13 protein-coding genes and 4 rRNA genes are annotated in these 20772 nt (G+C 68.8%); 15 read left to right on the plus strand and 2 right to left on the minus strand.

Translation table 11 applies throughout. From position 1 onward, the window contains the following. Positions 1–4 precede the first annotated feature (4 nt). Together LG379_RS08795 and LG379_RS08800 are read right to left on the minus strand one after the other, a co-directional pair. On the minus strand, positions 5–547 hold the full coding sequence (locus LG379_RS08795) for a GNAT family N-acetyltransferase (RefSeq protein WP_225754192.1): 543 nt from the start codon (positions 545–547) through the stop codon (positions 5–7). Continuing rightward, a complete protein-coding gene (locus tag LG379_RS08800) occupies positions 544–1527 on the minus strand; it encodes a quinone oxidoreductase (protein WP_225754193.1) in 984 nt (327 codons plus the stop codon). The genes LG379_RS08795 and LG379_RS08800 overlap by 4 nt, the downstream gene beginning before the upstream one ends. A gap of 118 nt (positions 1528–1645) precedes the next feature. Between LG379_RS08800 and argC the strand changes: the two genes are divergently transcribed. The 15 genes from argC to LG379_RS08875 all read left to right on the plus strand — a co-directional run bounded on the left by argC (position 1646) and on the right by LG379_RS08875 (position 20745). Continuing rightward, positions 1646–2695, plus strand: coding sequence for an N-acetyl-gamma-glutamyl-phosphate reductase (argC, locus tag LG379_RS08805; RefSeq protein WP_225754194.1), 1050 nt, complete (start codon positions 1646–1648; stop codon positions 2693–2695). Continuing rightward, positions 2692–3855, plus strand: coding sequence for a bifunctional glutamate N-acetyltransferase/amino-acid acetyltransferase ArgJ (argJ, locus tag LG379_RS08810; protein ID WP_225754195.1), 1164 nt, complete (start codon positions 2692–2694; stop codon positions 3853–3855). The genes argC and argJ overlap by 4 nt, the downstream gene beginning before the upstream one ends. Further along, complete coding sequence (gene argB, locus LG379_RS08815; RefSeq protein WP_225754196.1) at positions 3852–4805, plus strand: acetylglutamate kinase; 954 nt, start codon at positions 3852–3854, stop codon at positions 4803–4805. The genes argJ and argB overlap by 4 nt, the downstream gene beginning before the upstream one ends. After that, on the plus strand, positions 4802–6091 hold the full coding sequence (locus LG379_RS08820) for an acetylornithine transaminase (RefSeq protein ID WP_225754197.1): 1290 nt from the start codon (positions 4802–4804) through the stop codon (positions 6089–6091). Before argB ends, LG379_RS08820 begins: the two co-directional genes overlap by 4 nt. Beyond that, the gene (gene argF / locus LG379_RS08825) at positions 6088–7020 is read left to right on the plus strand and encodes an ornithine carbamoyltransferase (protein WP_225754198.1); all 933 of its coding nucleotides are present in this window, start codon (positions 6088–6090) and stop codon (positions 7018–7020) included. Before LG379_RS08820 ends, argF begins: the two co-directional genes overlap by 4 nt. Continuing rightward, the gene (locus LG379_RS08830; protein WP_225754199.1) at positions 7017–7538 is read left to right on the plus strand and encodes an arginine repressor; all 522 of its coding nucleotides are present in this window, start codon (positions 7017–7019) and stop codon (positions 7536–7538) included. Before argF ends, LG379_RS08830 begins: the two co-directional genes overlap by 4 nt. Before the next feature lie 68 nt (positions 7539–7606). Further along, positions 7607–8863: an argininosuccinate synthase gene (locus tag LG379_RS08835; RefSeq protein ID WP_225754200.1), complete on the plus strand. Its 1257-nt coding sequence runs from the start codon at positions 7607–7609 to the stop codon at positions 8861–8863. Then, entirely contained in the window at positions 8856–10307 is a 1452-nt protein-coding gene (gene argH, locus LG379_RS08840) for an argininosuccinate lyase (protein ID WP_225754201.1), read from the plus strand. Before LG379_RS08835 ends, argH begins: the two co-directional genes overlap by 8 nt. After that, the gene (locus LG379_RS08845; RefSeq protein WP_370634480.1) at positions 10304–10897 is read left to right on the plus strand and encodes a uridine kinase; all 594 of its coding nucleotides are present in this window, start codon (positions 10304–10306) and stop codon (positions 10895–10897) included. Before argH ends, LG379_RS08845 begins: the two co-directional genes overlap by 4 nt. A gap of 58 nt (positions 10898–10955) precedes the next feature. Further along, complete coding sequence (locus LG379_RS08850; protein WP_370634515.1) at positions 10956–11624, plus strand: DNA-3-methyladenine glycosylase; 669 nt, start codon at positions 10956–10958, stop codon at positions 11622–11624. A 104-nt stretch (positions 11625–11728) separates the two neighbouring features. After that, on the plus strand, positions 11729–12991 hold the full coding sequence (gene tyrS / locus LG379_RS08855) for a tyrosine--tRNA ligase (protein WP_225754203.1): 1263 nt from the start codon (positions 11729–11731) through the stop codon (positions 12989–12991). Between the two features lie 493 nt (positions 12992–13484). Further along, a 16S ribosomal RNA gene (locus tag LG379_RS08860) occupies positions 13485–15006 on the plus strand. A 348-nt stretch (positions 15007–15354) separates the two neighbouring features. Beyond that, positions 15355–18461, plus strand: a 23S ribosomal RNA gene (locus LG379_RS08865). Between the two features lie 75 nt (positions 18462–18536). Continuing rightward, positions 18537–18653 (plus strand): 5S ribosomal RNA (rrf, locus tag LG379_RS08870). A gap of 570 nt (positions 18654–19223) precedes the next feature. After that, positions 19224–20745: ribosomal RNA gene (locus tag LG379_RS08875) — 16S ribosomal RNA — on the plus strand. Together the 16S, 23S and 5S rRNA genes form the textbook arrangement of a ribosomal RNA operon. Positions 20746–20772: the final 27 nt, after the last annotated feature.

The raw sequence follows: 20772 nt of genomic DNA on the forward strand, positions 1-20772 counted from the left end.
CTCCTCAGGAACCGGCGGCGCCGCCGTCCCGCACGAGCCGGTGCGACGGCGCCGCCAGCAGCGCGACCTCCACGGTCCCCCCGGAGGTCCGCTGCGTGCCGACCTGCTCGAAGCCGAGCCGCCGGTGGAAGGCGAGCGACCCCGGGTTCGGCGGGTCGAGGTTCACCTCGCAGGTCACCTCGGCCAGCCCGAGCCCGACCGCGCGACGCGCCGTGGTCCCGTACAGCGCGCGCCCGCGTCCGAGCCCGTGCGCTGCCGGCGCGACGACGATCCGGTCGACGTACAGCGAGCCGGGGCGGTGCTCGCTGAACCAGCGGTAGTTCTCGCTGGGGTACTCGGCGCCGGGCGCCAGCGCGAGCAGGAAGCCGTCCGGACCCGCACCGGCGTCCGTGACGAGCGCGACGGCGCACCGCCGGACGTGCCGGGCGAGACCGGCCGTCCCCAGGGCCGTGACGGCCGGCACGGCGGCGTCGTTGAGCGAGGCGAGGACCTCCAGGTCGTCGGCGCGCAGGTCCCTGATCACGGGCTCGATGCTCGCACGGGTCACGGGAGGAGCAGGACCTTGCCCGCCGTCCGGCGGCCCTCGAGGGCCCGGTGCGCGGCGGCGGCCTCCGGGAGGGCGAAGCGCTCACCGACGCGGACCCGCAGGGACCCGTCGGCCACGCGCCCGAGCACCTCGCCGGCGCGCTCGAGGAGCTCGTCGCGCGTGGCGATGTAGTGCGCGAGGAACGGTCGCGTGAGGTACACGGAGCCTGCGGCGTTCAGCCGTTGCGGGTCGACGGGCGGCACGGCCCCGGACGCGGCGCCGAAGAGGGCGAGGCCGCCACGGGGTCGCAGGCTCGCGAGGGACGCGTCGAAGGTGCTCCGCCCCACCCCGTCGTACACCGTGTGCACGCCGCCGTCCGTGACCGCGCGGACGAGCGGGGGCAGCTCGACGGTGAGGTCCGCCAGCCCGTCGTAGCGGATGACCTCGGAGGCCCCGGCGTCGCGGGACAGCTGCTCCTTCACGGCTGTCGACACGGTGGTGACGACACGGGCCCCACGCGCGGCCGCGAGCTGGGTGAGCAGCAGGCCCGTCCCGCCCGCGCCGGCGTGCACGAGGACGTGCTGCCCGGGGCGCACGGGGAACGTCGAGGCGACGAGGTACTGCGCGGTCATGCCCTGCAGGAGCACGGCGGCGGCGAGCTCCGCCGGGACGCCGTCCGGCAGCGGCACGAGGGCGTCGGCGTCGACGACGGCACGCTCCGCGTACGAGCCGTCGCTGCCGGACACCCACCCCACCCGGTCCCCGGCCGCGACCGTCGTCACGTCCTCGCCGACGGCCAGCACCTGCCCGGCGCCCTCCGCGCCGACGACGTGCGGGAACGGCATGGGGTACCTGCCCTCGCGGCGGTACGTGTCGACGAAGTTCACCCCGGCGGCCTCCACGGCGACGACGACGCGTCCGGGCGGCGCGACAGGGTCGGGGAGGTCCTGCACGGCGAGGACCTCGGGTCCTCCGGGCGTGGTGGCGAGGACGGCGCGCATGCCCGAGGGTAGGCGGAGAGGGCGCGCCCCCGGAACGCCGTCCGGACGAGTGCGGGGGAACGCCGTGCCCGGACCTCCCGTCGGGCCAATGATGCATCCGCATGTATAGTCATGCACCATGACAGTGCGGGTGGCGGTGTCCGGTGCCAGTGGGTACGCCGGCGGTGAGGTGCTGCGGCTGCTCGCCGCCCATCCCGACGTCGAGATCGGCGCCGTGACCGCCCACTCGTCCGCCGGTGAGCTCCTCGGCGCGCACCAGCCGCACCTCCGCTCCCTGGCGGACCGCGTCATCGAGCCGACCACGACGGACACCCTCGCCGGGCACGAGGTCGTCGTCCTCGCGCTGCCCCACGGCGCGTCGGCGGCCGTGGCAGCGGAGCTGGGGGACGACACGCTCGTCCTGGACTGCGGTGCCGACCACCGGCTCGTCGACGCGGACGCGTGGACCGCCTTCTACGGCACCCCGCACGCGGGGACCTGGCCCTACGGCATGCCCGAGCTCGTCCTCGACCACGGCGAACGCCGGCAGCGGGACCTCCTCGCCCGGGTCCGCCGGGTGGCCGTCCCCGGCTGCAACGTCACCGCCGTGACGCTCGGCATCCAGCCCGGCATCGCGGCCGGCGTCGTCGAGTCCACCGACCTGGTGTCCGTGCTCGCCGTCGGCTACTCGGGTGCCGGGAAGGCGGCCAGGACGCACCTGCTCGCCTCGGAGGGCCTCGGCGCCGCCGTCCCGTACGCCGTGGGCGGCACGCACCGCCACATCCCGGAGATCGAGCAGAACCTCCGCGCGGTCGGCGCCGGCGAGGTGTCCCTCTCCTTCACGCCGACGCTCGTCCCGATGTCCCGCGGCATCCTCGCCACGACGACGGCGCGCCTGGCCCCCGGCGCGGACGCCGCCGCCGTGCGCAGCGCGTGGGAGGACACCTACGCGGGCGAGCCGTTCGTGCAGGTGCTCCCCGAGGGCCAGTGGCCGACCACGGCCGCGACCGTGGGTGCCAACACCGCCCTGGTCCAGGTCGCGGTCGACGAGCGCTCCGGACGGGTCGTCACGGTCACGGCGCTCGACAACCTCGTCAAGGGCACGGCGGGCGCCGCCGTGCAGTCCATGAACCTCGCCCTCGGGCTGCCGGAGACCACCGGTCTGCCCGTCGAAGGAGTCGCCCCGTGAGCGTCACCGCCCCCCAGGGCTTCCGCGCGGCGGGCGTCGTCGCCGGCCTGAAGTCCTCCGGCGCTCGCGACGTCGCGCTCGTTGTCAACGACGGCCCGTCCCAGTCCGCCGCCGCCGTCTTCACGACGAACCGCGTGCAGGCGGCCCCGGTGGTCTGGTCGCGGCAGGCGGTCGCCGACGGCGTCGCGCACGCCGTGGTGCTGAACTCCGGGGGCGCGAACGCGTGCACGGGCTCGGACGGCTTCCTCGACACCCACCGCACGGCCGAGCACGTGGCGGAGGTGCTGGGCTGCTCGGCGGGGGACGTCGTCGTCTGCTCGACCGGCCTCATCGGCGAGCGGCTGCCGATGGACCGGCTGACCACGGGGGTGGACGCGGCGGCCGCGACGCTGTCCGGCGACGGCGGGTCCGACGCCGCGCTCGCCATCATGACGACGGACTCGGTGCCCAAGACGGTGGTCGTCGAGCGGGACGGCTGGACCGTCGGGGGCATGGCGAAGGGTGCCGGGATGCTCGCCCCGGGCCTCGCGACGATGCTCTGCGTGCTCACCACGGATGCGCAGGCCGACGCCGAGGACCTGGACGCCGCGCTGCGTGCGGCCGTCCGCACGACGTTCGACCGGGTGGACTCGGACGGCTGCATGTCGACCAACGACACGGTGGTCCTGCTCGCCTCGGGTGCGGCCGGCCGCCCGGCCGGCCGGGACGACCTGACGGCGGCGGTCACCGAGGCGTGCGCGACGCTCGCGCGCGCCCTCGTCGCCGACGCGGAGGGCGCCACGCACGACGTCGCCGTCACCGTCCTGAACGCCTCCGACGAGGACGCCGCCGTCGCGGTGGCCCGAGCCGTCACGCGCTCGAACCTGTTCAAGGCCGCCGTCTTCGGCAACGACCCGAACTGGGGCCGGATCCTCGCCGCCGCCGGCACCGTCCCGGTCGAGGTCGCGCCGTTCGAGGCCGACGAGGTCGACGTGACGATCAACGGCGTCCAGGTCTGCCGCTCCGGCGGCGTGGGGGAGGACCGCTCCCTGGTCGACCTGGCCGCGCAGCGCGAGGTGCGCGTCGAGGTCGACCTGCACGCGGGCTCCGCCACGGCCACCGTCTGGACCAACGACCTCACGCACGACTACGTCCACGAGAACAGCGCGTACTCCACGTGAGCCACCTGCCGCCGTCACCCGCCGACGACGCGTTCGACACCGGCGCGCACCTGCGACCGGACCAGAAGGCCGAGGTCCTCATCGAGGCGCTGCCGTGGCTCGAGCGCTTCCGCGGCGCGCTCTTCGTCGTGAAGTACGGCGGCAACGCCATGGTGGACGAGACGCTCAAGCGCGCCTTCGCCGAGGACATGGTGTTCCTGCGGCTGTGCGGCCTGCACCCGGTCGTGGTCCACGGCGGCGGGCCGCAGATCTCGACGATGCTCGACCGGCTCGGCATCGCGAGCGAGTTCCGCGGCGGCCTGCGCGTCACCACACCGGAGAGCATGGACGTCGTGCGCATGGTGCTCACGGGGCAGGTCTCCCGCGAGCTGGTCGGCCTCATCAACACGCACGGGCCCTTCGCCGTCGGGATGTCCGGCGAGGACGCGGGCCTCCTCAGCGCGCAGCGGCGCACCGCCGTCGTGGACGGCGAGGCGGTCGACGTCGGGCAGGTCGGCGACGTCGTCGGCGTGGACCCGACGGCCGTGCGCGACCTGCTCGACGCCGGGCGCATCCCCGTCATCAGCACGGTCGCGCCGGACGTGGAGGACCCGACGCAGGTGCTCAACGTCAACGCGGACACCGCGGCGGCCGCGCTCGCGGTCGCGCTGGGTGCACGCAAGCTCATCGTGCTCACCGATGTCGAGGGGCTGTACACGGACTGGCCGGACCGCTCCTCGCTCGCCCGCAGGATCGGCGCGACCCGCCTCGCCGAGCTCCTGCCCCGGCTGGAGTCCGGCATGGTCCCCAAGATGGAGGCCTGCCTGCGCGCGGTGACGGGCGGCGTGCCGGCGGCGCACGTCGTCGACGGCCGGCAGGCGCACTCCGTGCTCGTCGAGGTCTTCACCGAGGAGGGGATCGGCACGATGGTGCTTCCCGACCGTGACGCTCCCGAGGGAGGTACGGCATGACCGGGACCCCCGATCCGTCGGTGCCCCCGCTGCCCGCCGAGGTCGCGGCGGCGCTCCCGCCCGCGCTGACCGACGCGGGCTCCGGCCAGGCGTGGGCCGAGCGGTACGGGCACGCCCTCATGAACACGTTCGGCGCTCCCCGCCGCGTGCTCGTCCGCGGCGAGGGGCCGTACGTCTGGGACGCCGACGGCACGCGGTACCTGGACCTGCTCGGCGGCATCGCGGTCAACGCCCTCGGCCACGCGCACCCCACCCTGACCGCCGCGATCTGCGCGCAGCTCGGCACCCTGGGCCACGTCTCGAACTTCTTCGCGACGCCCACGCAGGTGGCGCTCGCGGAGGCGCTGCTGCGGCTCAGCGGCGCGGCCGACGTCCCGGGGTCGCGGGTCTTCCTGGCCAACTCCGGCACGGAGGCCAACGAGGCGGCCTTCAAGATGGCGCGGCGCACCGGCCGCCCGCGCATCCTCGCCCTGGAGGGCGGGTTCCACGGCCGTTCCATGGGCGCGCTGGCCCTCACGCACAAGCCCGCGTACCGGGCACCGTTCGAGCCGTTGCCCGGCGGGGTGGAGTTCCTGCCCTTCGGTGACCCGGCCGCCCTCGAGGCCGCCATGGCCGACGACGTCGCGGCCCTCGTGGTCGAGGTCGTCCAGGGGGAGGCGGGGGTCCGCCCGCTGCCGACGGGGTACCTGGCCCACGCCCGGCGCCTCACCGCCGAGCACGGCGCGCTCCTCGTCGTCGACGAGGTGCAGACGGGCGTCGGCCGGACCGGCCACTGGTTCGCCCACCAGGACGCGTCGCTCGGCGGCGGCGTCCTCCCGGACGTCATGACGCTGGCCAAGGGCCTCGGTGGCGGCTTCCCCGTCGGGGCGGTCGTGGCGTTCGGTGACGCGGCAGCGACGCTGCTCGGCCCCGGTCACCACGGCACGACCTTCGGCGGCAACCCGGTGGCGTCCGCGGCGGCCCTGGCGACGCTGGGCGTCATCGAGCGGGACGGTCTGCTCGGGCGCGTGCGAGAGGTCGGTGCGCGGCTCGAGGCGGAGCTCCGGACGGTGCCCGCCGTCACGGACGTCCGGGCCGTGGGACTGCTCGTCGCGGTGGAGCTCGGGGCGGAGATCGCCGCCACGGTCGCCCAGCAGGCGCTGGAGGCCGGGTTCGTCGTCAACCCCGTGACGCCGACGGCGCTGCGGCTCGCACCGCCGCTCGTCCTCACCTGGGAGCAGGTCAGCCCCTTCGTGGACTTCCTGCGCACCCTGCCTGCAGCGGCCGACCGGACGGAGGAGGCATGACCCGGCACTTCCTGCGTGACGACGACCTGACGCCCGCCGAGCAGCGACAGGTCCTCGAGCTCGCCCTGCGGCTCAAGGCGGAGCGGTTCGCGGAGCGGCCGCTGGCCGGCCCCCGCGCCGTCGCCATCCTCTTCGACAAGCCGACGCTGCGCACGCAGCTGTCCTTCACCGTCGGGGTCGCCGAGCTCGGCGGCCACCCGATGGTCGTGGACGGCAACCTGGCGCAGATCGGCGTCCGCGAGTCGGTCGAGGACACGGCCGGTGTCCTGGGCCGCCAGGTCGCCGCGGTCGTGTGGCGCACGTTCCACCAGTCGCGCCTGGAGACCATGGCGCGGCACGCGGGCGTCCCGGTCGTCAACGCCCTCACCGACCAGTTCCACCCGTGCCAGGCCCTCGCGGACCTGCTCACGATCGCCGAGCACGCCGGTGGGTTGGACGCGCTGCGCGGACGGACGCTGGCGTACGTCGGCGACGGGGCCAACAACATGGCGCACTCCTACCTCCTGGCCGGCGCGACCGCCGGCATGCACGTCCGGGTCGGCACGCCGACGAGCCGGCGACCGGACGCCGACGTCGTGGACCGCGCGGCCACGGTCGCGGCGGGGACCGGCGGGTCGGTGACCGTGCTCCACGACGCCGCGGCGGCCGTCTCCGGTGCCCACGCCGTCGCGACCGACACGTGGGTGTCCATGGGCGACGCGACGGGCGCGGCCGAGGCGGAACAGCTCTTCGGGCCGTTCCGCCTGGACGCGGCGCTCCTGGGGCGCGCCGAGCCGGATGCCGTCGTGCTGCACTGCATGCCGGCGTACCGCGGCAAGGAGATCGCCGCCGAGGTCATCGACGGTCCGCGGTCCGTCGTCTTCGACGAGGCGGAGAACCGTCTGCACGTGCAGAAGGCGGTGCTGACGTGGCTGCTGGAGCGGTCGTGAGCGCGACCGAGGCCACCGGCGTCCCCACGACCAAGGCCGCCCGGCACGCCCTCATCGCGCGGCTGCTCGCGCGGACGGCGGTGCGCTCCCAGGGCGAGCTCGCGGCGGCCCTCGGGCGCGAGGGCGTGCACGTCACGCAGGCGACCCTGTCCCGCGACCTCGTGGAGCTGCGCGCCGTCCGCATCCGGACCGTCGACGGCACGCTGGCCTACGCGCTGCCCGGCGAGGGCGGGGACCGCACGCCGCACGCCGGCCAGGACGTCGAGCAGCTCGCGGCCCGGCTGGCCCGCCTCTGCGCGGAGCTGCTCGCGACGGCGGAGGCGTCCGGGAACCTCGTGGTGCTGCGCACCCCGCCGGGCGCCGCGCAGTTCCTCGCCTCCGCGATCGACCACTCGGTCCTGCCGTCGGTGATGGGCACCATCGCCGGCGACGACACGGTCCTGGTCATCTCCCGTGAGGTCGACGGGGGCGACGCCGTCGCCCGCCGCTTCCTCGAGCTCGCGAGCGACGGCGCGTGACCGCCGTCGCCCGCGACCACCGACACCCTGACGCCCCCACCACCCACCACAGCTGAGGAAGAACCGCCATGACTGAACGCGTCGTGCTCGCCTACTCCGGCGGCCTGGACACCTCCGTCGGCATCGGATGGATCGCCGACGCCACCGGTGCCGAGGTCATCGCCGTCGCCGTCGACGTCGGCCAGGGCGGCGAGGACCTCGAGGTCATCCGCCGCCGCGCCCTGGACTGCGGCGCCGTGGAGGCCTACGTGGCCGACGCGCGCGACGAGTTCGCCACCGAGTACTGCATGCCTGCGCTGCAGGCCAACGCCCTGTACATGGACCGGTACCCCCTCGTCTCCGCCCTGTCCCGCCCCGTGATCGTCAAGCACCTCGTGCGCGCGGCGCGGCAGTTCGGCGCCACCACCGTGGCGCACGGCTGCACCGGCAAGGGCAACGACCAGGTGCGCTTCGAGGTCGGCATCACCTCACTTGCCCCCGACCTGCGGTGCCTGGCGCCCGTGCGGGACCTCGCGCTCACCCGTGACAAGGCCATCGAGTACGCCAACCGCAAGGCGCTGCCGATCGAGACGACCAAGCACAACCCGTTCTCCATCGACCAGAACGTGTGGGGCCGGGCGATCGAGACGGGCTTCCTCGAGGACATCTGGAACGGTCCGACCAAGGACGTCTACACCTACACCGACGACCCGACCTTCCCCCCGGTCGCCGACGAGGTGACCATCACCTTCGAGCAGGGTGTCCCGGTCGCGCTCGACGGCGTCCCGGTGACGCCGCTGCAGGCGATCCAGGAGCTGAACCGCCGCGCCGGCGCCCAGGGTGTCGGCCGGCTCGACATCGTCGAGGACCGCCTCGTCGGCATCAAGTCCCGCGAGGTCTACGAGGCCCCCGGTGCGATGGCGCTCATCGCCGCGCACCAGGAGCTCGAGAACGTCACGGTGGAGCGGGAGCAGGCCCGCTTCAAGCGGGGCGTCGACCAGCGGTGGACCGAGCTCGTCTACGACGGCATGTGGTTCTCGCCGCTCAAGCGGTCGCTCGACACGTTCATCGCGGACACGCAGCGCTACGTCAGCGGCGAGGTCCGGATGGTGCTGCACGGCGGGCGTGCCACGGTGACGGGCCGCCGCAGCGAGGCGAGCCTGTACGACTTCAACCTCGCGACGTACGACACCGGCGACACGTTCGACCAGTCCCACGCCAAGGGGTTCATCGAGATCTACGGCCTGACGGCCAAGCTCTCCGCCGCCCGCGACGTGCGCTTCGGCAACGGCGTGGACCTCGGCTCGGGCGCCCTGCCCACGGCCGAGGCGACGGCCGATGCCTGAGCCGACCTCGGCCGGCCGGCCGACGGCGGGCGGGGCGCCGCCGTCGGCCGCCCTGTGGGGTGGGCGGTTCGCGGGCGGACCGGCCGACGCGCTCGCGGAGCTGTCCCGCTCGACCCACTTCGACTGGCGGCTGGCGCGCCACGACATCCGCGGCTCGCAGGCGCACGCCCGGGTCCTGCACGCGGCCGGTCTGCTCACCGAGGACGAGCTGGCCGGGATGCTCGACGCGCTCGCGCGCCTGGACGCCGACGTCGTCTCGGGGGCGTTCGTCCCGGAGCCGGCCGACGAGGACGTCCACACCGCCCTCGAGCGCGGGCTCATCGAGCGCGCCGGCACGACGCTCGGCGGGAAGCTGCGCGCGGGGCGGTCGCGCAACGACCAGATCGCGACGCTCGTGCGCATGTACCTGCGCGAGAACGCGCGCGTCGTCGCGGGACTGGTCCTCGACGTCGTCGACGCACTGCTCGACCAGGCCGCGACGCATCCCGACGCGCCCATGCCCGGACGCACGCACCTGCAGCACGCGCAGCCGGTGCTCCTGGCGCACCACCTGCTCGCCCACGCGTGGCCGCTCATGCGGGACGTCGAGCGCTGGGTCGACTGGGACCGGCGCGCCGCCGTGTCGCCCTACGGGTCGGGTGCGCTCGCGGGCTCCTCGCTCGGCCTGGACCCGGCCGCCGTCGCGGCGGACCTCGGGTTCGACGGACCCGTGGAGAACTCCATCGACGGCACCGCGAGCCGCGACGTCGTCGCCGAGTTCGCCTTCGTCGCGGCGATGACGGCGGTGGACCTCTCCCGGCTGTCCGAGGAGGTGATCCTGTGGGCGACGAAGGAGTTCGGGTTCGTCCGGCTCGCCGACGCCTACTCGACCGGGTCGAGCATCATGCCGCAGAAGAAGAACCCGGACGTGGCGGAGCTCGCGCGGGGCAAGGCAGGGCGCCTGGTCGGCGACCTCACCGGGCTGCTGACGACGCTCAAGGGCCTCCCGCTGGCCTACAACCGCGACCTGCAGGAGGACAAGGAGCCGGTGTTCGACCAGGTCGACACCCTCACGGTCCTCCTCCCGGCGGTCGCCGGCATGGTGGCCACGCTGCAGTTCGACACCGCCCGCATGGCGTCGTTGGCCCCCCAGGGCTTCTCCCTCGCGACGGACGTGGCCGAGTGGCTCGTGCGCGAGGGCGTGCCCTTCCGTGTGGCGCACGAGGTCGCCGGGGCGTGCGTCCGCGTCTGCGAGGACCGCGGCATCGAGCTGTGGGACCTCACCGACGAGGACCTCGTCGAGATCAGCGAGCACCTCACGCCCGCCGTCCGCGGCGTGCTCAGCGTCCAGGGGTCGCTGGCCTCGCGCTCCGCGACGGGCGGCACGGCGCCGGTGCGCGTGGCGGAGCAGCTCGACCTCGCGCGGCAGCGGACCGCGCGGCTGCGGGGGTGGACGACGGCGTGACGTCGCTGTCGACGCTCGCCGCACGGGTGGCGGCGGCACCACCGCGCCTGGGCCCCGTCCGTCTCGTGTGCGTCGACGGGCCCGCGGGCTCCGGCAAGAGCACGCTCGCCGCCCGGCTGGCGGAGACGCTCCGCAGCGGCACACCGGGGCCCACCGATCTCGTGCCGATGCGGACGACCGTCGTCCACCTCGACGACCTGTACGAGGGCTGGTCCGGCCTCGACGGTGTGTGGGAGCGGCTCGCGGCACAGGTGCTCGACCCCCTGGCGAGCGGGTCCCCCGGCCGCTACCAGCGGTACGACTGGGTGGCGGGCCGGTTCGCCGAGTGGGTCGACGTCCCCCTACCCGACGTCCTCGTCGTCGAGGGGTGCGGCAGCGCGCCCCGCGCCGCGGACGGCCGTAACGTCCTGGTGGTCTGGGTGGAGGCGCCGTCGGCCCTGCGCCTGGACCGGGGCCTGTCCCGGGACGGTGAGGCGATGCGCGAGGAGTGGGAGCGGTGGATGGAACTCGAGGGGACGCACTTCGAGCGCGAGAGGACGCGGGCGCGGGCGGACGTCGTCGTCGACGGCACGCGGCCGCTCGAGCCGTGAGCGGGGCGTGCGTGCCGACGGGGCGCTCGGTAGGTCTCGCCGGACGGCGCGGGTGACGGTGCCGGACGTCTCCGCCGCGCCGGACGGCCCCGGTGCGGGCCGCGACTGGTTCGCGCGCCCCGTCCTGGAGGTGGCCCGTGACCTGCTCGGCGCCCACCTGACGGTGCGGGCGGCGGACGGCGCGGTGACCGTCCGCCTCACGGAGGTCGAGGCGTACGCCGGCGAGGTGGACCCCGGGTCGCACGCGTACCGGGGGCGTACGGCCCGCAACGCCGTGATGTTCGGTCCCGCGGGGCACCTGTACGTCTACCGGCACCTCGGGCTGCACCACTGCGTCAACGTCGTGACCGGCACCCACGGGCGTGCGTCCGCCGTGCTGCTGCGCGCGGGTGAGGTCGTCGCCGGCCAGGACCTGGCCCGACGGCGCCGGGCGGCGGCGGGCGTCGTCCGGCGCGACGTCGACCTGGCGCGCGGACCCGCGCGCCTCACGGTGGCGCTCGGGCTGGACATGTCGTACCTGGGCGCCGGGGTGGGTGAGGCCGACGACGCCGTGAGGATCCGTCCCGGGGCGCCCGTGCAGCGGTGGCGGACCGGCCCCCGGGTCGGCGTGAGCGGCGACGGGGGCGACGGGGCGGTGTACCCGTGGCGGCTGTGGCTGCCGGACGAGCCGACCGTCTCGGACTACCGGCCCGCGGCTCCTCGCCGCCGGCGGGCCACCGGTCCGTGACCGACGCCCGGGACCCCACCTGCCCGCACGGGCCGGACGCCGTCCCGCGCCCTGCCACGGGCGCGGCAGACTAGGCGCTCGACGGACCGAGAGGGGAACGACCGGTGGACATCCTGGACGAGCTGCGGTGGCGGGGCCTGCTGGCCCAGACGACGGACGAGCAGGCGCTGCGCGAGGCGCTGGCCTCCGGTCCGGTCACCGTCTACTGCGGCTTCGACCCCACGGCGCCGAGCCTGCACCACGGGCACCTGGTGCAGCTCCTCGTGCTGCGGCACCTGCAGCGGGCCGGGCACCGCGTCCTCGCGCTCGTCGGCGGGGCCACCGGCCTCATCGGCGACCCCCGCATGTCGGGGGAGCGCGTCCTCAACACCAAGGAGACCGTCGCCGAGTGGGTCGACCGGCTGCGCTCCCAGATCGAGCGCTTCCTGGACTTCGAGGGCGACGCCGCCGCGCGGATGGTGAACAACCTGGAGTGGACCGCGGACCTCTCCGCGATCGACTTCCTGCGCGAGATCGGCAAGCACTACCGGCTGGGCACGATGCTCGCGAAGGACACCGTGGCGCGACGTCTCGCGAGTGAGGAGGGCATCTCCTTCACCGAGTTCAGCTACCAGATCCTCCAGGGCATGGACTTTCTCGAGCTGTACCGGCGGTACGGCTGCACGCTCCAGACGGGTGGCAACGACCAGTGGGGCAACCTGCTGTCCGGCGTGGAGCTGGTGCGCAAGAGCGAGCACGTCGGTGTCCACGCACTGACGACGCCGCTCATCACCAAGGCCGACGGCACGAAGTTCGGCAAGTCCGAGGGCGGGGCGATCTGGCTCGCGCCGGACATGATGAGCCCCTACGCCTTCTACCAGTTCTGGCTCAACACCGACGACGCGGACGTCGCCCGGTACCTGAGGATCTTCACCTTCCTCTCCCGCGAGCGGATCGAGGAGCTCGAGCGCGAGGTCGCAGAGCGGCCGGCAGCACGGGTCGCCCAGCGGGAGCTGGCGGTGGAGGTGACGAGCCTGGTGCACGGGCACGAGGCCGCGGAGAAGGTCGTCGCGGCGAGCCAGGCGCTCTTCGGTCGGGGTGACCTCGCCGGCCTCGACGAGGCGACGCTGGGTGCTGCTGTGGCAGAGCTCCCGCGCACGGCCGTCGACGACGACGCGACGGAGCTCGTGGACCTCCTCGTCGCGACCGGTCTGGTGGCCGGTCGCGGCGCCGGACGCCGTGCCATCGCCGAGGGCGGGGTCTCGGTGAACAACGTCCGGGTCACCGAGGAGGACGCCGTCCTCACGGCCGACCTCCTGCTGCACGGGCGCTGGGCGGTGCTGCGACGGGGCAAGAAGACGCTGGCGGTGGCGGAGCGGGGGGCGTGACCTGGTCGCCGCCCCGCGCGGGGTGAGCCAGCACACGTCCGAGGGCTTGGACTTCGCCGCAGCGACGGCGTAGAGTCTTCTTCGCCCCCAGGGAGCAACGAACGGCGAGAGCCGGTCGGTCCCGGGGAGCCCCACACCAGCTCAACGGACCTCGCGGTCCGTCCAGTGTCGTGGGCTCGGGCGCACGGAGCGGATTGACCCGCGACCTGCACCCGAGTACAGTGGAGAAGTTGCCTCCTGATGGGTCGGAAGATCTGGATGGATGCGCGTCGGATCCTTGAGAACTCAACAGCGTGCCAAAAGTCGATGCCATGTGTCGTCGTGTTGTGGTTGGTTCACCTTCGGTGGGCTGGTCGTGGTGCGGTGACGTGGTTGAGACGAATGCAAGTCAGTTGATGTCATGCATTTGATCGAGGCCAGATGATCACGGTCCTTCGGGGCCGCTTCGTGTGTCAGCTCGCTCCTGCTCTTGGGTGGGGGTGGCTTATAGACATGTACGGAGAGTTTGATCCTGGCTCAGGACGAACGCTGGCGGCGTGCTTAACACATGCAAGTCGAACGGTGATCTCGGTGCTTGCACCGGGTGATCAGTGGCGAACGGGTGAGTAACACGTGAGCAACCTGCCCCTGACTCTGGGATAACCCCGAGAAATCGGAGCTAATACCGGATACGAGACGCACAGGCATCTGTAGCGTCTGGAAAGAATTTTGGTCAGGGATGGGCTCGCGGCCTATCAGCTTGTTGGTGGGGTAATGGCCCACCAAGGCGACGACGGGTAGCCGGCCTGAGAGGGCGACCGGCCACACTGGGACTGAGACACGGCCCAGACTCCTACGGGAGGCAGCAGTGGGGAATATTGCACAATGGGCGCAAGCCTGATGCAGCGACGCCGCGTGGGGGATGAAGGCCTTCGGGTTGTAAACCCCTTTCAGCAGGGAAGAAGCGAAAGTGACGGTACCTGCAGAAGAAGCGCCGGCTAACTACGTGCCAGCAGCCGCGGTAATACGTAGGGCGCAAGCGTTGTCCGGAATTATTGGGCGTAAAGAGCTCGTAGGCGGTTTGTCGCGTCTGCTGTGAAAACCCGAGGCTCAACCTCGGGCCTGCAGTGGGTACGGGCAGACTAGAGTGCGGTAGGGGAGACTGGAATTCCTGGTGTAGCGGTGGAATGCGCAGATATCAGGAGGAACACCGATGGCGAAGGCAGGTCTCTGGGCCGCAACTGACGCTGAGGAGCGAAAGCATGGGGAGCGAACAGGATTAGATACCCTGGTAGTCCATGCCGTAAACGTTGGGCACTAGGTGTGGGGCTCATTCCACGAGTTCCGTGCCGCAGCAAACGCATTAAGTGCCCCGCCTGGGGAGTACGGCCGCAAGGCTAAAACTCAAAGGAATTGACGGGGGCCCGCACAAGCGGCGGAGCATGCGGATTAATTCGATGCAACGCGAAGAACCTTACCAAGGCTTGACATATACCGAAAACTCATGGAGACATGGGGTCCGCAAGGGCGGTATACAGGTGGTGCATGGTTGTCGTCAGCTCGTGTCGTGAGATGTTGGGTTAAGTCCCGCAACGAGCGCAACCCTCGTCCTATGTTGCCAGCACGTCATGGTGGGGACTCATAGGAGACTGCCGGGGTCAACTCGGAGGAAGGTGGGGATGACGTCAAATCATCATGCCCCTTATGTCTTGGGCTTCACGCATGCTACAATGGCCGGTACAAAGGGCTGCGATACCGCGAGGTGGAGCGAATCCCAAAAAGCCGGTCTCAGTTCGGATTGGGGTCTGCAACTCGACCCCATGAAGTCGGAGTCGCTAGTAATCGCAGATCAGCAACGCTGCGGTGAATACGTTCCCGGGCCTTGTACACACCGCCCGTCAAGTCACGAAAGTCGGTAACACCCGAAGCCGGTGGCCCAACCCTTGTGGAGGGAGCCGTCGAAGGTGGGACCAGCGATTGGGACTAAGTCGTAACAAGGTAGCCGTACCGGAAGGTGCGGCTGGATCACCTCCTTTCTAAGGAGCTTCTGGCGCTTCGGCGTCCAGGGCCCTCTACTCGGGCGTACGTCTCGAGGAGGGTTGCTCACGGGTGGAACATCGACCAGTTGCGTTCTGCGGTGGCATCCCAGTACCTCCTCTTGGGGAGTGGAACCGGATGCTCGTCGTGGGGCGTTAGGCACGCTGTTGGGTCCTGAGGGATCGGGCGCAAGCTCGACCTCGGGCCGGCCGGTGGCCGGTGCGTCGGACTGTGGCTGTTCGGATGAACCGCCCGCGTTGTGCGGGTAGGCGCTGGACGAAAGCAGGACCGCCCGTAGCTTGAGAACTGCACAGTGGACGCGAGCATCTTTTTTTGTATGTCTTTGTGGTCAAGTTTTTAAGTGCATACGGTGGATGCCTTGGCACTAGGAGCCGAAGAAGGACGTTGTAGCCTGCGATAAGCCTCGGGGAGTTGGCAAACGAACCGTGATCCGAGGATGTCCGAATGGGGAAACCCGGCTGGAGTCATGTCCAGTCACCCGCGCCTGAATATATAGGGCGTGTGGAGGGAACGTGGGGAAGTGAAACATCTCAGTACCCACAGGAAGAGATATTCCGTGAGTAGTGGCGAGCGAAAGCGGAGAAGGCCAAACCGATGGCGTGTGATAGCCGGCAGGCGTTGCGTGGTCGGGGTTGTGGGACCTTTCAGGAAGTTCTGCCGAGCTTCCAGGGAGTCAGAAAGTCGCGTCATAGTCGAAGGGCATTGAAAGGCCCGGCACAGAGGGTGCTACCCCCGTAGACGAAATGGCGCGGCCTCCCGAGAGGGATCCCAAGTAGCACGGGGCCCGAGAAATCCCGTGTGAATCTGGAGAGACCACTCTCTAAGCCTAAATACTCCCTAGTGACCGATAGCGGACAAGTACCGTGAGGGAAAGGTGAAAAGTACCCCGGGAGGGGAGTGAAATAGTACCTGAAACCGTGTGCATACAATCCGTCGGAGCCTCCCTAGCAGGGGTGACGGCGTGCCTTTTGAAGAATGAGCCTGCGAGTTAGTGGTACGTGGCGAGGTTAACCCGTGTGGGGAAGCCGTAGCGAAAGCGAGTCCGAATAGGGCGTCTCAGTCGCGTGCTCTAGACCCGAAGCGAAGTGATCTAGCCATGGGCAGGTTGAAGCGCGGGTAAGACCGCGTGGAGGACCGAACCCACCTGGGTTGAAAACCGGGGGGATGACCTGTGGTTAGGGGTGAAAGGCCAATCAAACTTCGTGATAGCTGGTTCTCCCCGAAATGCATTTAGGTGCAGCGTCACGTGTTTCTTACCGGAGGTAGAGCTACTGGATGGCCGATGGGCCCCACAAGGTTACTGACGTCAGCCAAACTCCGAATGCCGGTAAGTGAGAGCGTGGCAGTGAGACTGCGGGGGATAAGCTCCGTAGTCGAGAGGGAAACAGCCCAGACCACCAGCTAAGGCCCCTAAGCGTGTGCTAAGTGGGAAAGGATGTGGAGTTGCACAGACAACCAGGAGGTTGGCTTAGAAGCAGCCACCCTTGAAAGAGTGCGTAATAGCTCACTGGTCAAGTGATTCCGCGCCGACAATGTAGCGGGGCTCAAGTACACCGCCGAAGCTGTGGCATTCACACAACAGCCAGGTCCTCGGATCCAGGCGTGTGGATGGGTAGGGGAGCGTCGTGTGGCGAGTGAAGTCGCGGGGTGACCCAGCGGTGGACGCCACACGAGTGAGAATGCAGGCATGAGTAGCGAAAGACGGGTGAGAAACCCGTCCGCCGAATGACCAAGGGTTCCAGGGCCAGGCTAATCCGCCCTGGGTAAGTCGGGACCTAAGGCGAGGCCGACAGGCGTAGTCGATGGACAACGGGTTGATATTCCCGTACCGGCGAAGAACCGCCCATACCGAGCCCGGTGATGCTCAGTGCCCAAAGCCGGCTAGATCCCTTCGGGGACGTGCCGGTGGCGCGCACGAACCAATCCGGTAGTAGGTAAGCGTATTAACAGGGGTGACGCAGGAAGGTAGCCCAGCGTGGCGATGGTAGACCACGTCCAAGGTTGTAGGGCGAGATGTAGGCAAATCCGCATCTCACATGGCCTGAGAACTGATGGTGACCGCTTACGCGGGATGATTGGGTGATCCTATGCTGCCAAGAAAAGCCTCGACGCGAGGTTCTAGCCGCCCGTACCCTAAACCGACTCAGGTGGTCAGGTAGAGAATACCAAGGCGATCGAGAGAATCGTGGTTAAGGAACTCGGCAAAATGCCCCCGTAACTTCGGGAGAAGGGGGGCCTGAGGCGTGAACCCACTTGCTGGGGAAGCGTTCGAAGGCCGCAGAGACCAGGGAGAAGCGACTGTTTACTAAAAACACAGGTCCGTGCGAAGTCGCAAGACGATGTATACGGACTGACGCCTGCCCGGTGCTGGAAGGTTAAGAGGACGGGTCAGCCCTTCGGGGCGAAGCTCAGAATTTAAGCCCCAGTAAACGGCGGTGGTAACTATAACCATCCTAAGGTAGCGAAATTCCTTGTCGGGTAAGTTCCGACCTGCACGAATGGCGTAACGACTTCTCCGCTGTCTCAACCGCGAACTCGGCGAAATTGCACTACGAGTAAAGATGCTCGTTACGCGCAGCAGGACGGAAAGACCCCGGGACCTTTACTATAGCTTGGTATTGGTGTTCGGTACGGCTTGTGTAGGATAGGTGGGAGACTGTGAAGCCGGCACGCCAGTGTCGGTGGAGTCAACGTTGAAATACCACTCTGGTCGTTCTGGATGTCTAACCTCGGTCCGTGATCCGGATCAGGGACAGTGCCTGGTGGGTAGTTTAACTGGGGCGGTTGCCTCCTAAAATGTAACGGAGGCGCTCAAAGGTTCCCTCAGCCTGGTTGGCAATCAGGTGGCGAGTGCAAGTGCACAAGGGAGCTTGACTGTGAGACTGACAGGTCAAGCAGGGACGAAAGTCGGAACTAGTGATCCGGCGGTGGCTTGTGGAAGCGCCGTCGCTCAACGGATAAAAGGTACCCCGGGGATAACAGGCTGATCTTGCCCAAGAGTCCATATCGACGGCATGGTTTGGCACCTCGATGTCGGCTCGTCGCATCCTGGGGCTGGAGTAGGTCCCAAGGGTTGGGCTGTTCGCCCATTAAAGCGGTACGCGAGCTGGGTTTAGAACGTCGTGAGACAGTTCGGTCCCTATCCGCTGCGCGCGCAGGAAACTTGAGAAGGGCTGTCCCTAGTACGAGAGGACCGGGACGGACGAACCTCTGGTGTGCCAGTTGTTCCGCCAGGAGCACGGCTGGTTGGCTACGTTCGGAAGGGATAACCGCTGAAAGCATCTAAGCGGGAAGCCTGCTTCAAGATGAGGTTTCCACGGGGCTTGCCCCGAGAGGCTCCCAGCTAGACCACTGGGTGAATAGGCCGGATGTGGAAGAGAGGACTAAAGACTCTCGTAGCTGACCGGTACTAATAAGCCGACAACTTGACACACACATACATGTTGCACGCGTCCACTGTGCGGTTCCCGAGAGACGGTCGGGAACCCGACTGACAACTCGATAGAGTTACGGCGGTCATAGCGAAGGGGAAACGCCCGGTCCCATTCCGAACCCGGAAGCTAAGCCCTTCAGCGCCGATGGTACTGCACGGGAGACTGTGTGGGAGAGTAGGTCGCCGCCGAACACCCTTTCCGTGAAGGGGCCGCCCCTGTGTGGGGTGGCCCCTTCACGATGTCCGCCGGCTGTGCGTCGGGTCGCCCTCGAGGTGGCCCTGGCCGGCGTGACCCAGACCACCGCGGCGCAGGTTGCCTGCGGCGGTGCGGGTCGCGTAACGTTGTGCACCGCCCCGCAGGGGAGGAACGAACAGCTCGGCTGGTCGGTCCCTCGTGAGGGCGACACCCACACCACTGTCCGCGACGTCGTCGTGCGCGCTGGTGTGAGCGGGACCAGGACGTTTGACCGGCCTGGGACGGACCGCTAAAGTAGAGAAGTTGCCTCCTGATGGGTCGGAAGATCTGGATGGATGCGCGTCGGATCCTTGAGAACTCAACAGCGTGCCAAAAGTCGATGCCATGTGTCGTCGTGTTGTGGTTGGTTCACCTTCGGTGGGCTGGTCGTGGTGCGGTGACGTGGTTGAGACGAATGCAAGTCAGTTGATGTCATGCATTTGATCGAGGCCAGATGATCACGGTCCTTCGGGGCCGCTTCGTGTGTCAGCTCGCTCCTGCTCTTGGGTGGGGGTGGCTTATAGACATGTACGGAGAGTTTGATCCTGGCTCAGGACGAACGCTGGCGGCGTGCTTAACACATGCAAGTCGAACGGTGATCTCGGTGCTTGCACCGGGTGATCAGTGGCGAACGGGTGAGTAACACGTGAGCAACCTGCCCCTGACTCTGGGATAACCCCGAGAAATCGGAGCTAATACCGGATACGAGACGCACAGGCATCTGTAGCGTCTGGAAAGAATTTTGGTCAGGGATGGGCTCGCGGCCTATCAGCTTGTTGGTGGGGTAATGGCCCACCAAGGCGACGACGGGTAGCCGGCCTGAGAGGGCGACCGGCCACACTGGGACTGAGACACGGCCCAGACTCCTACGGGAGGCAGCAGTGGGGAATATTGCACAATGGGCGCAAGCCTGATGCAGCGACGCCGCGTGGGGGATGAAGGCCTTCGGGTTGTAAACCCCTTTCAGCAGGGAAGAAGCGAAAGTGACGGTACCTGCAGAAGAAGCGCCGGCTAACTACGTGCCAGCAGCCGCGGTAATACGTAGGGCGCAAGCGTTGTCCGGAATTATTGGGCGTAAAGAGCTCGTAGGCGGTTTGTCGCGTCTGCTGTGAAAACCCGAGGCTCAACCTCGGGCCTGCAGTGGGTACGGGCAGACTAGAGTGCGGTAGGGGAGACTGGAATTCCTGGTGTAGCGGTGGAATGCGCAGATATCAGGAGGAACACCGATGGCGAAGGCAGGTCTCTGGGCCGCAACTGACGCTGAGGAGCGAAAGCATGGGGAGCGAACAGGATTAGATACCCTGGTAGTCCATGCCGTAAACGTTGGGCACTAGGTGTGGGGCTCATTCCACGAGTTCCGTGCCGCAGCAAACGCATTAAGTGCCCCGCCTGGGGAGTACGGCCGCAAGGCTAAAACTCAAAGGAATTGACGGGGGCCCGCACAAGCGGCGGAGCATGCGGATTAATTCGATGCAACGCGAAGAACCTTACCAAGGCTTGACATATACCGAAAACTCATGGAGACATGGGGTCCGCAAGGGCGGTATACAGGCGGTGCAAGGTTCTCGTCAGCTCGTGTCGAGAGATGTTGGGTTAAGTCCCGCAACGAGCGCAACCCTCGTCCTATGTTGCCAGCACGTCATGGTGGGGACTCATAGGAGACTGCCGGGGTCAACTCGGAGGAAGGTGGGGATGACGTCAAATCATCATGCCCCTTATGTCTTGGGCTTCACGCATGCTACAATGGCCGGTACAAAGGGCTGCGATACCGCGAGGTGGAGCGAATCCCAAAAAGCCGGTCTCAGTTCGGATTGGGGTCTGCAACTCGACCCCATGAAGTCGGAGTCGCTAGTAATCGCAGATCAGCAACGCTGCGGTGAATACGTTCCCGGGCCTTGTACACACCGCCCGTCAAGTCACGAAAGTCGGTAACACCCGAAGCCGGTGGCCCAACCCTTGTGGAGGGAGCCGTCGAAGGTGGGACCAGCGATTGGGACTAAGTCGTAACAAGGTAGCCGTACCGGAAGGTGCGGCTGGATCACCTCCTTTCTAAGGAGCTTCTGGCGCTTCGGCGTC

It is taken from the genome of Actinotalea sp. Marseille-Q4924, from assembly GCF_916618755.1.
Classification (GTDB): domain Bacteria; phylum Actinomycetota; class Actinomycetes; order Actinomycetales; family Cellulomonadaceae; genus Actinotalea.

Bases quoted from the DNA above. Each gene is read 5' to 3' on its own strand.
- argC (WP_225754194.1), top strand. From the start codon at position 1,646: ATGACAGTGCGGGTGGCGGTGTCCGGTGCCAGTGGGTACGCCGGCGGT.
- LG379_RS08800 (WP_225754193.1), bottom strand. From the start codon at position 1,527: ATGCGCGCCGTCCTCGCCACCACGCCCGGAGGACCCGAGGTCCTCGCC.
- LG379_RS08835 (WP_225754200.1), top strand. From the start codon at position 7,607: ATGACTGAACGCGTCGTGCTCGCCTACTCCGGCGGCCTGGACACCTCC.
- LG379_RS08820 (WP_225754197.1), top strand. From the start codon at position 4,802: ATGACCGGGACCCCCGATCCGTCGGTGCCCCCGCTGCCCGCCGAGGTC.
- argH (WP_225754201.1), top strand. From the start codon at position 8,856: ATGCCTGAGCCGACCTCGGCCGGCCGGCCGACGGCGGGCGGGGCGCCG.
- argF (WP_225754198.1), top strand. From the start codon at position 6,088: ATGACCCGGCACTTCCTGCGTGACGACGACCTGACGCCCGCCGAGCAG.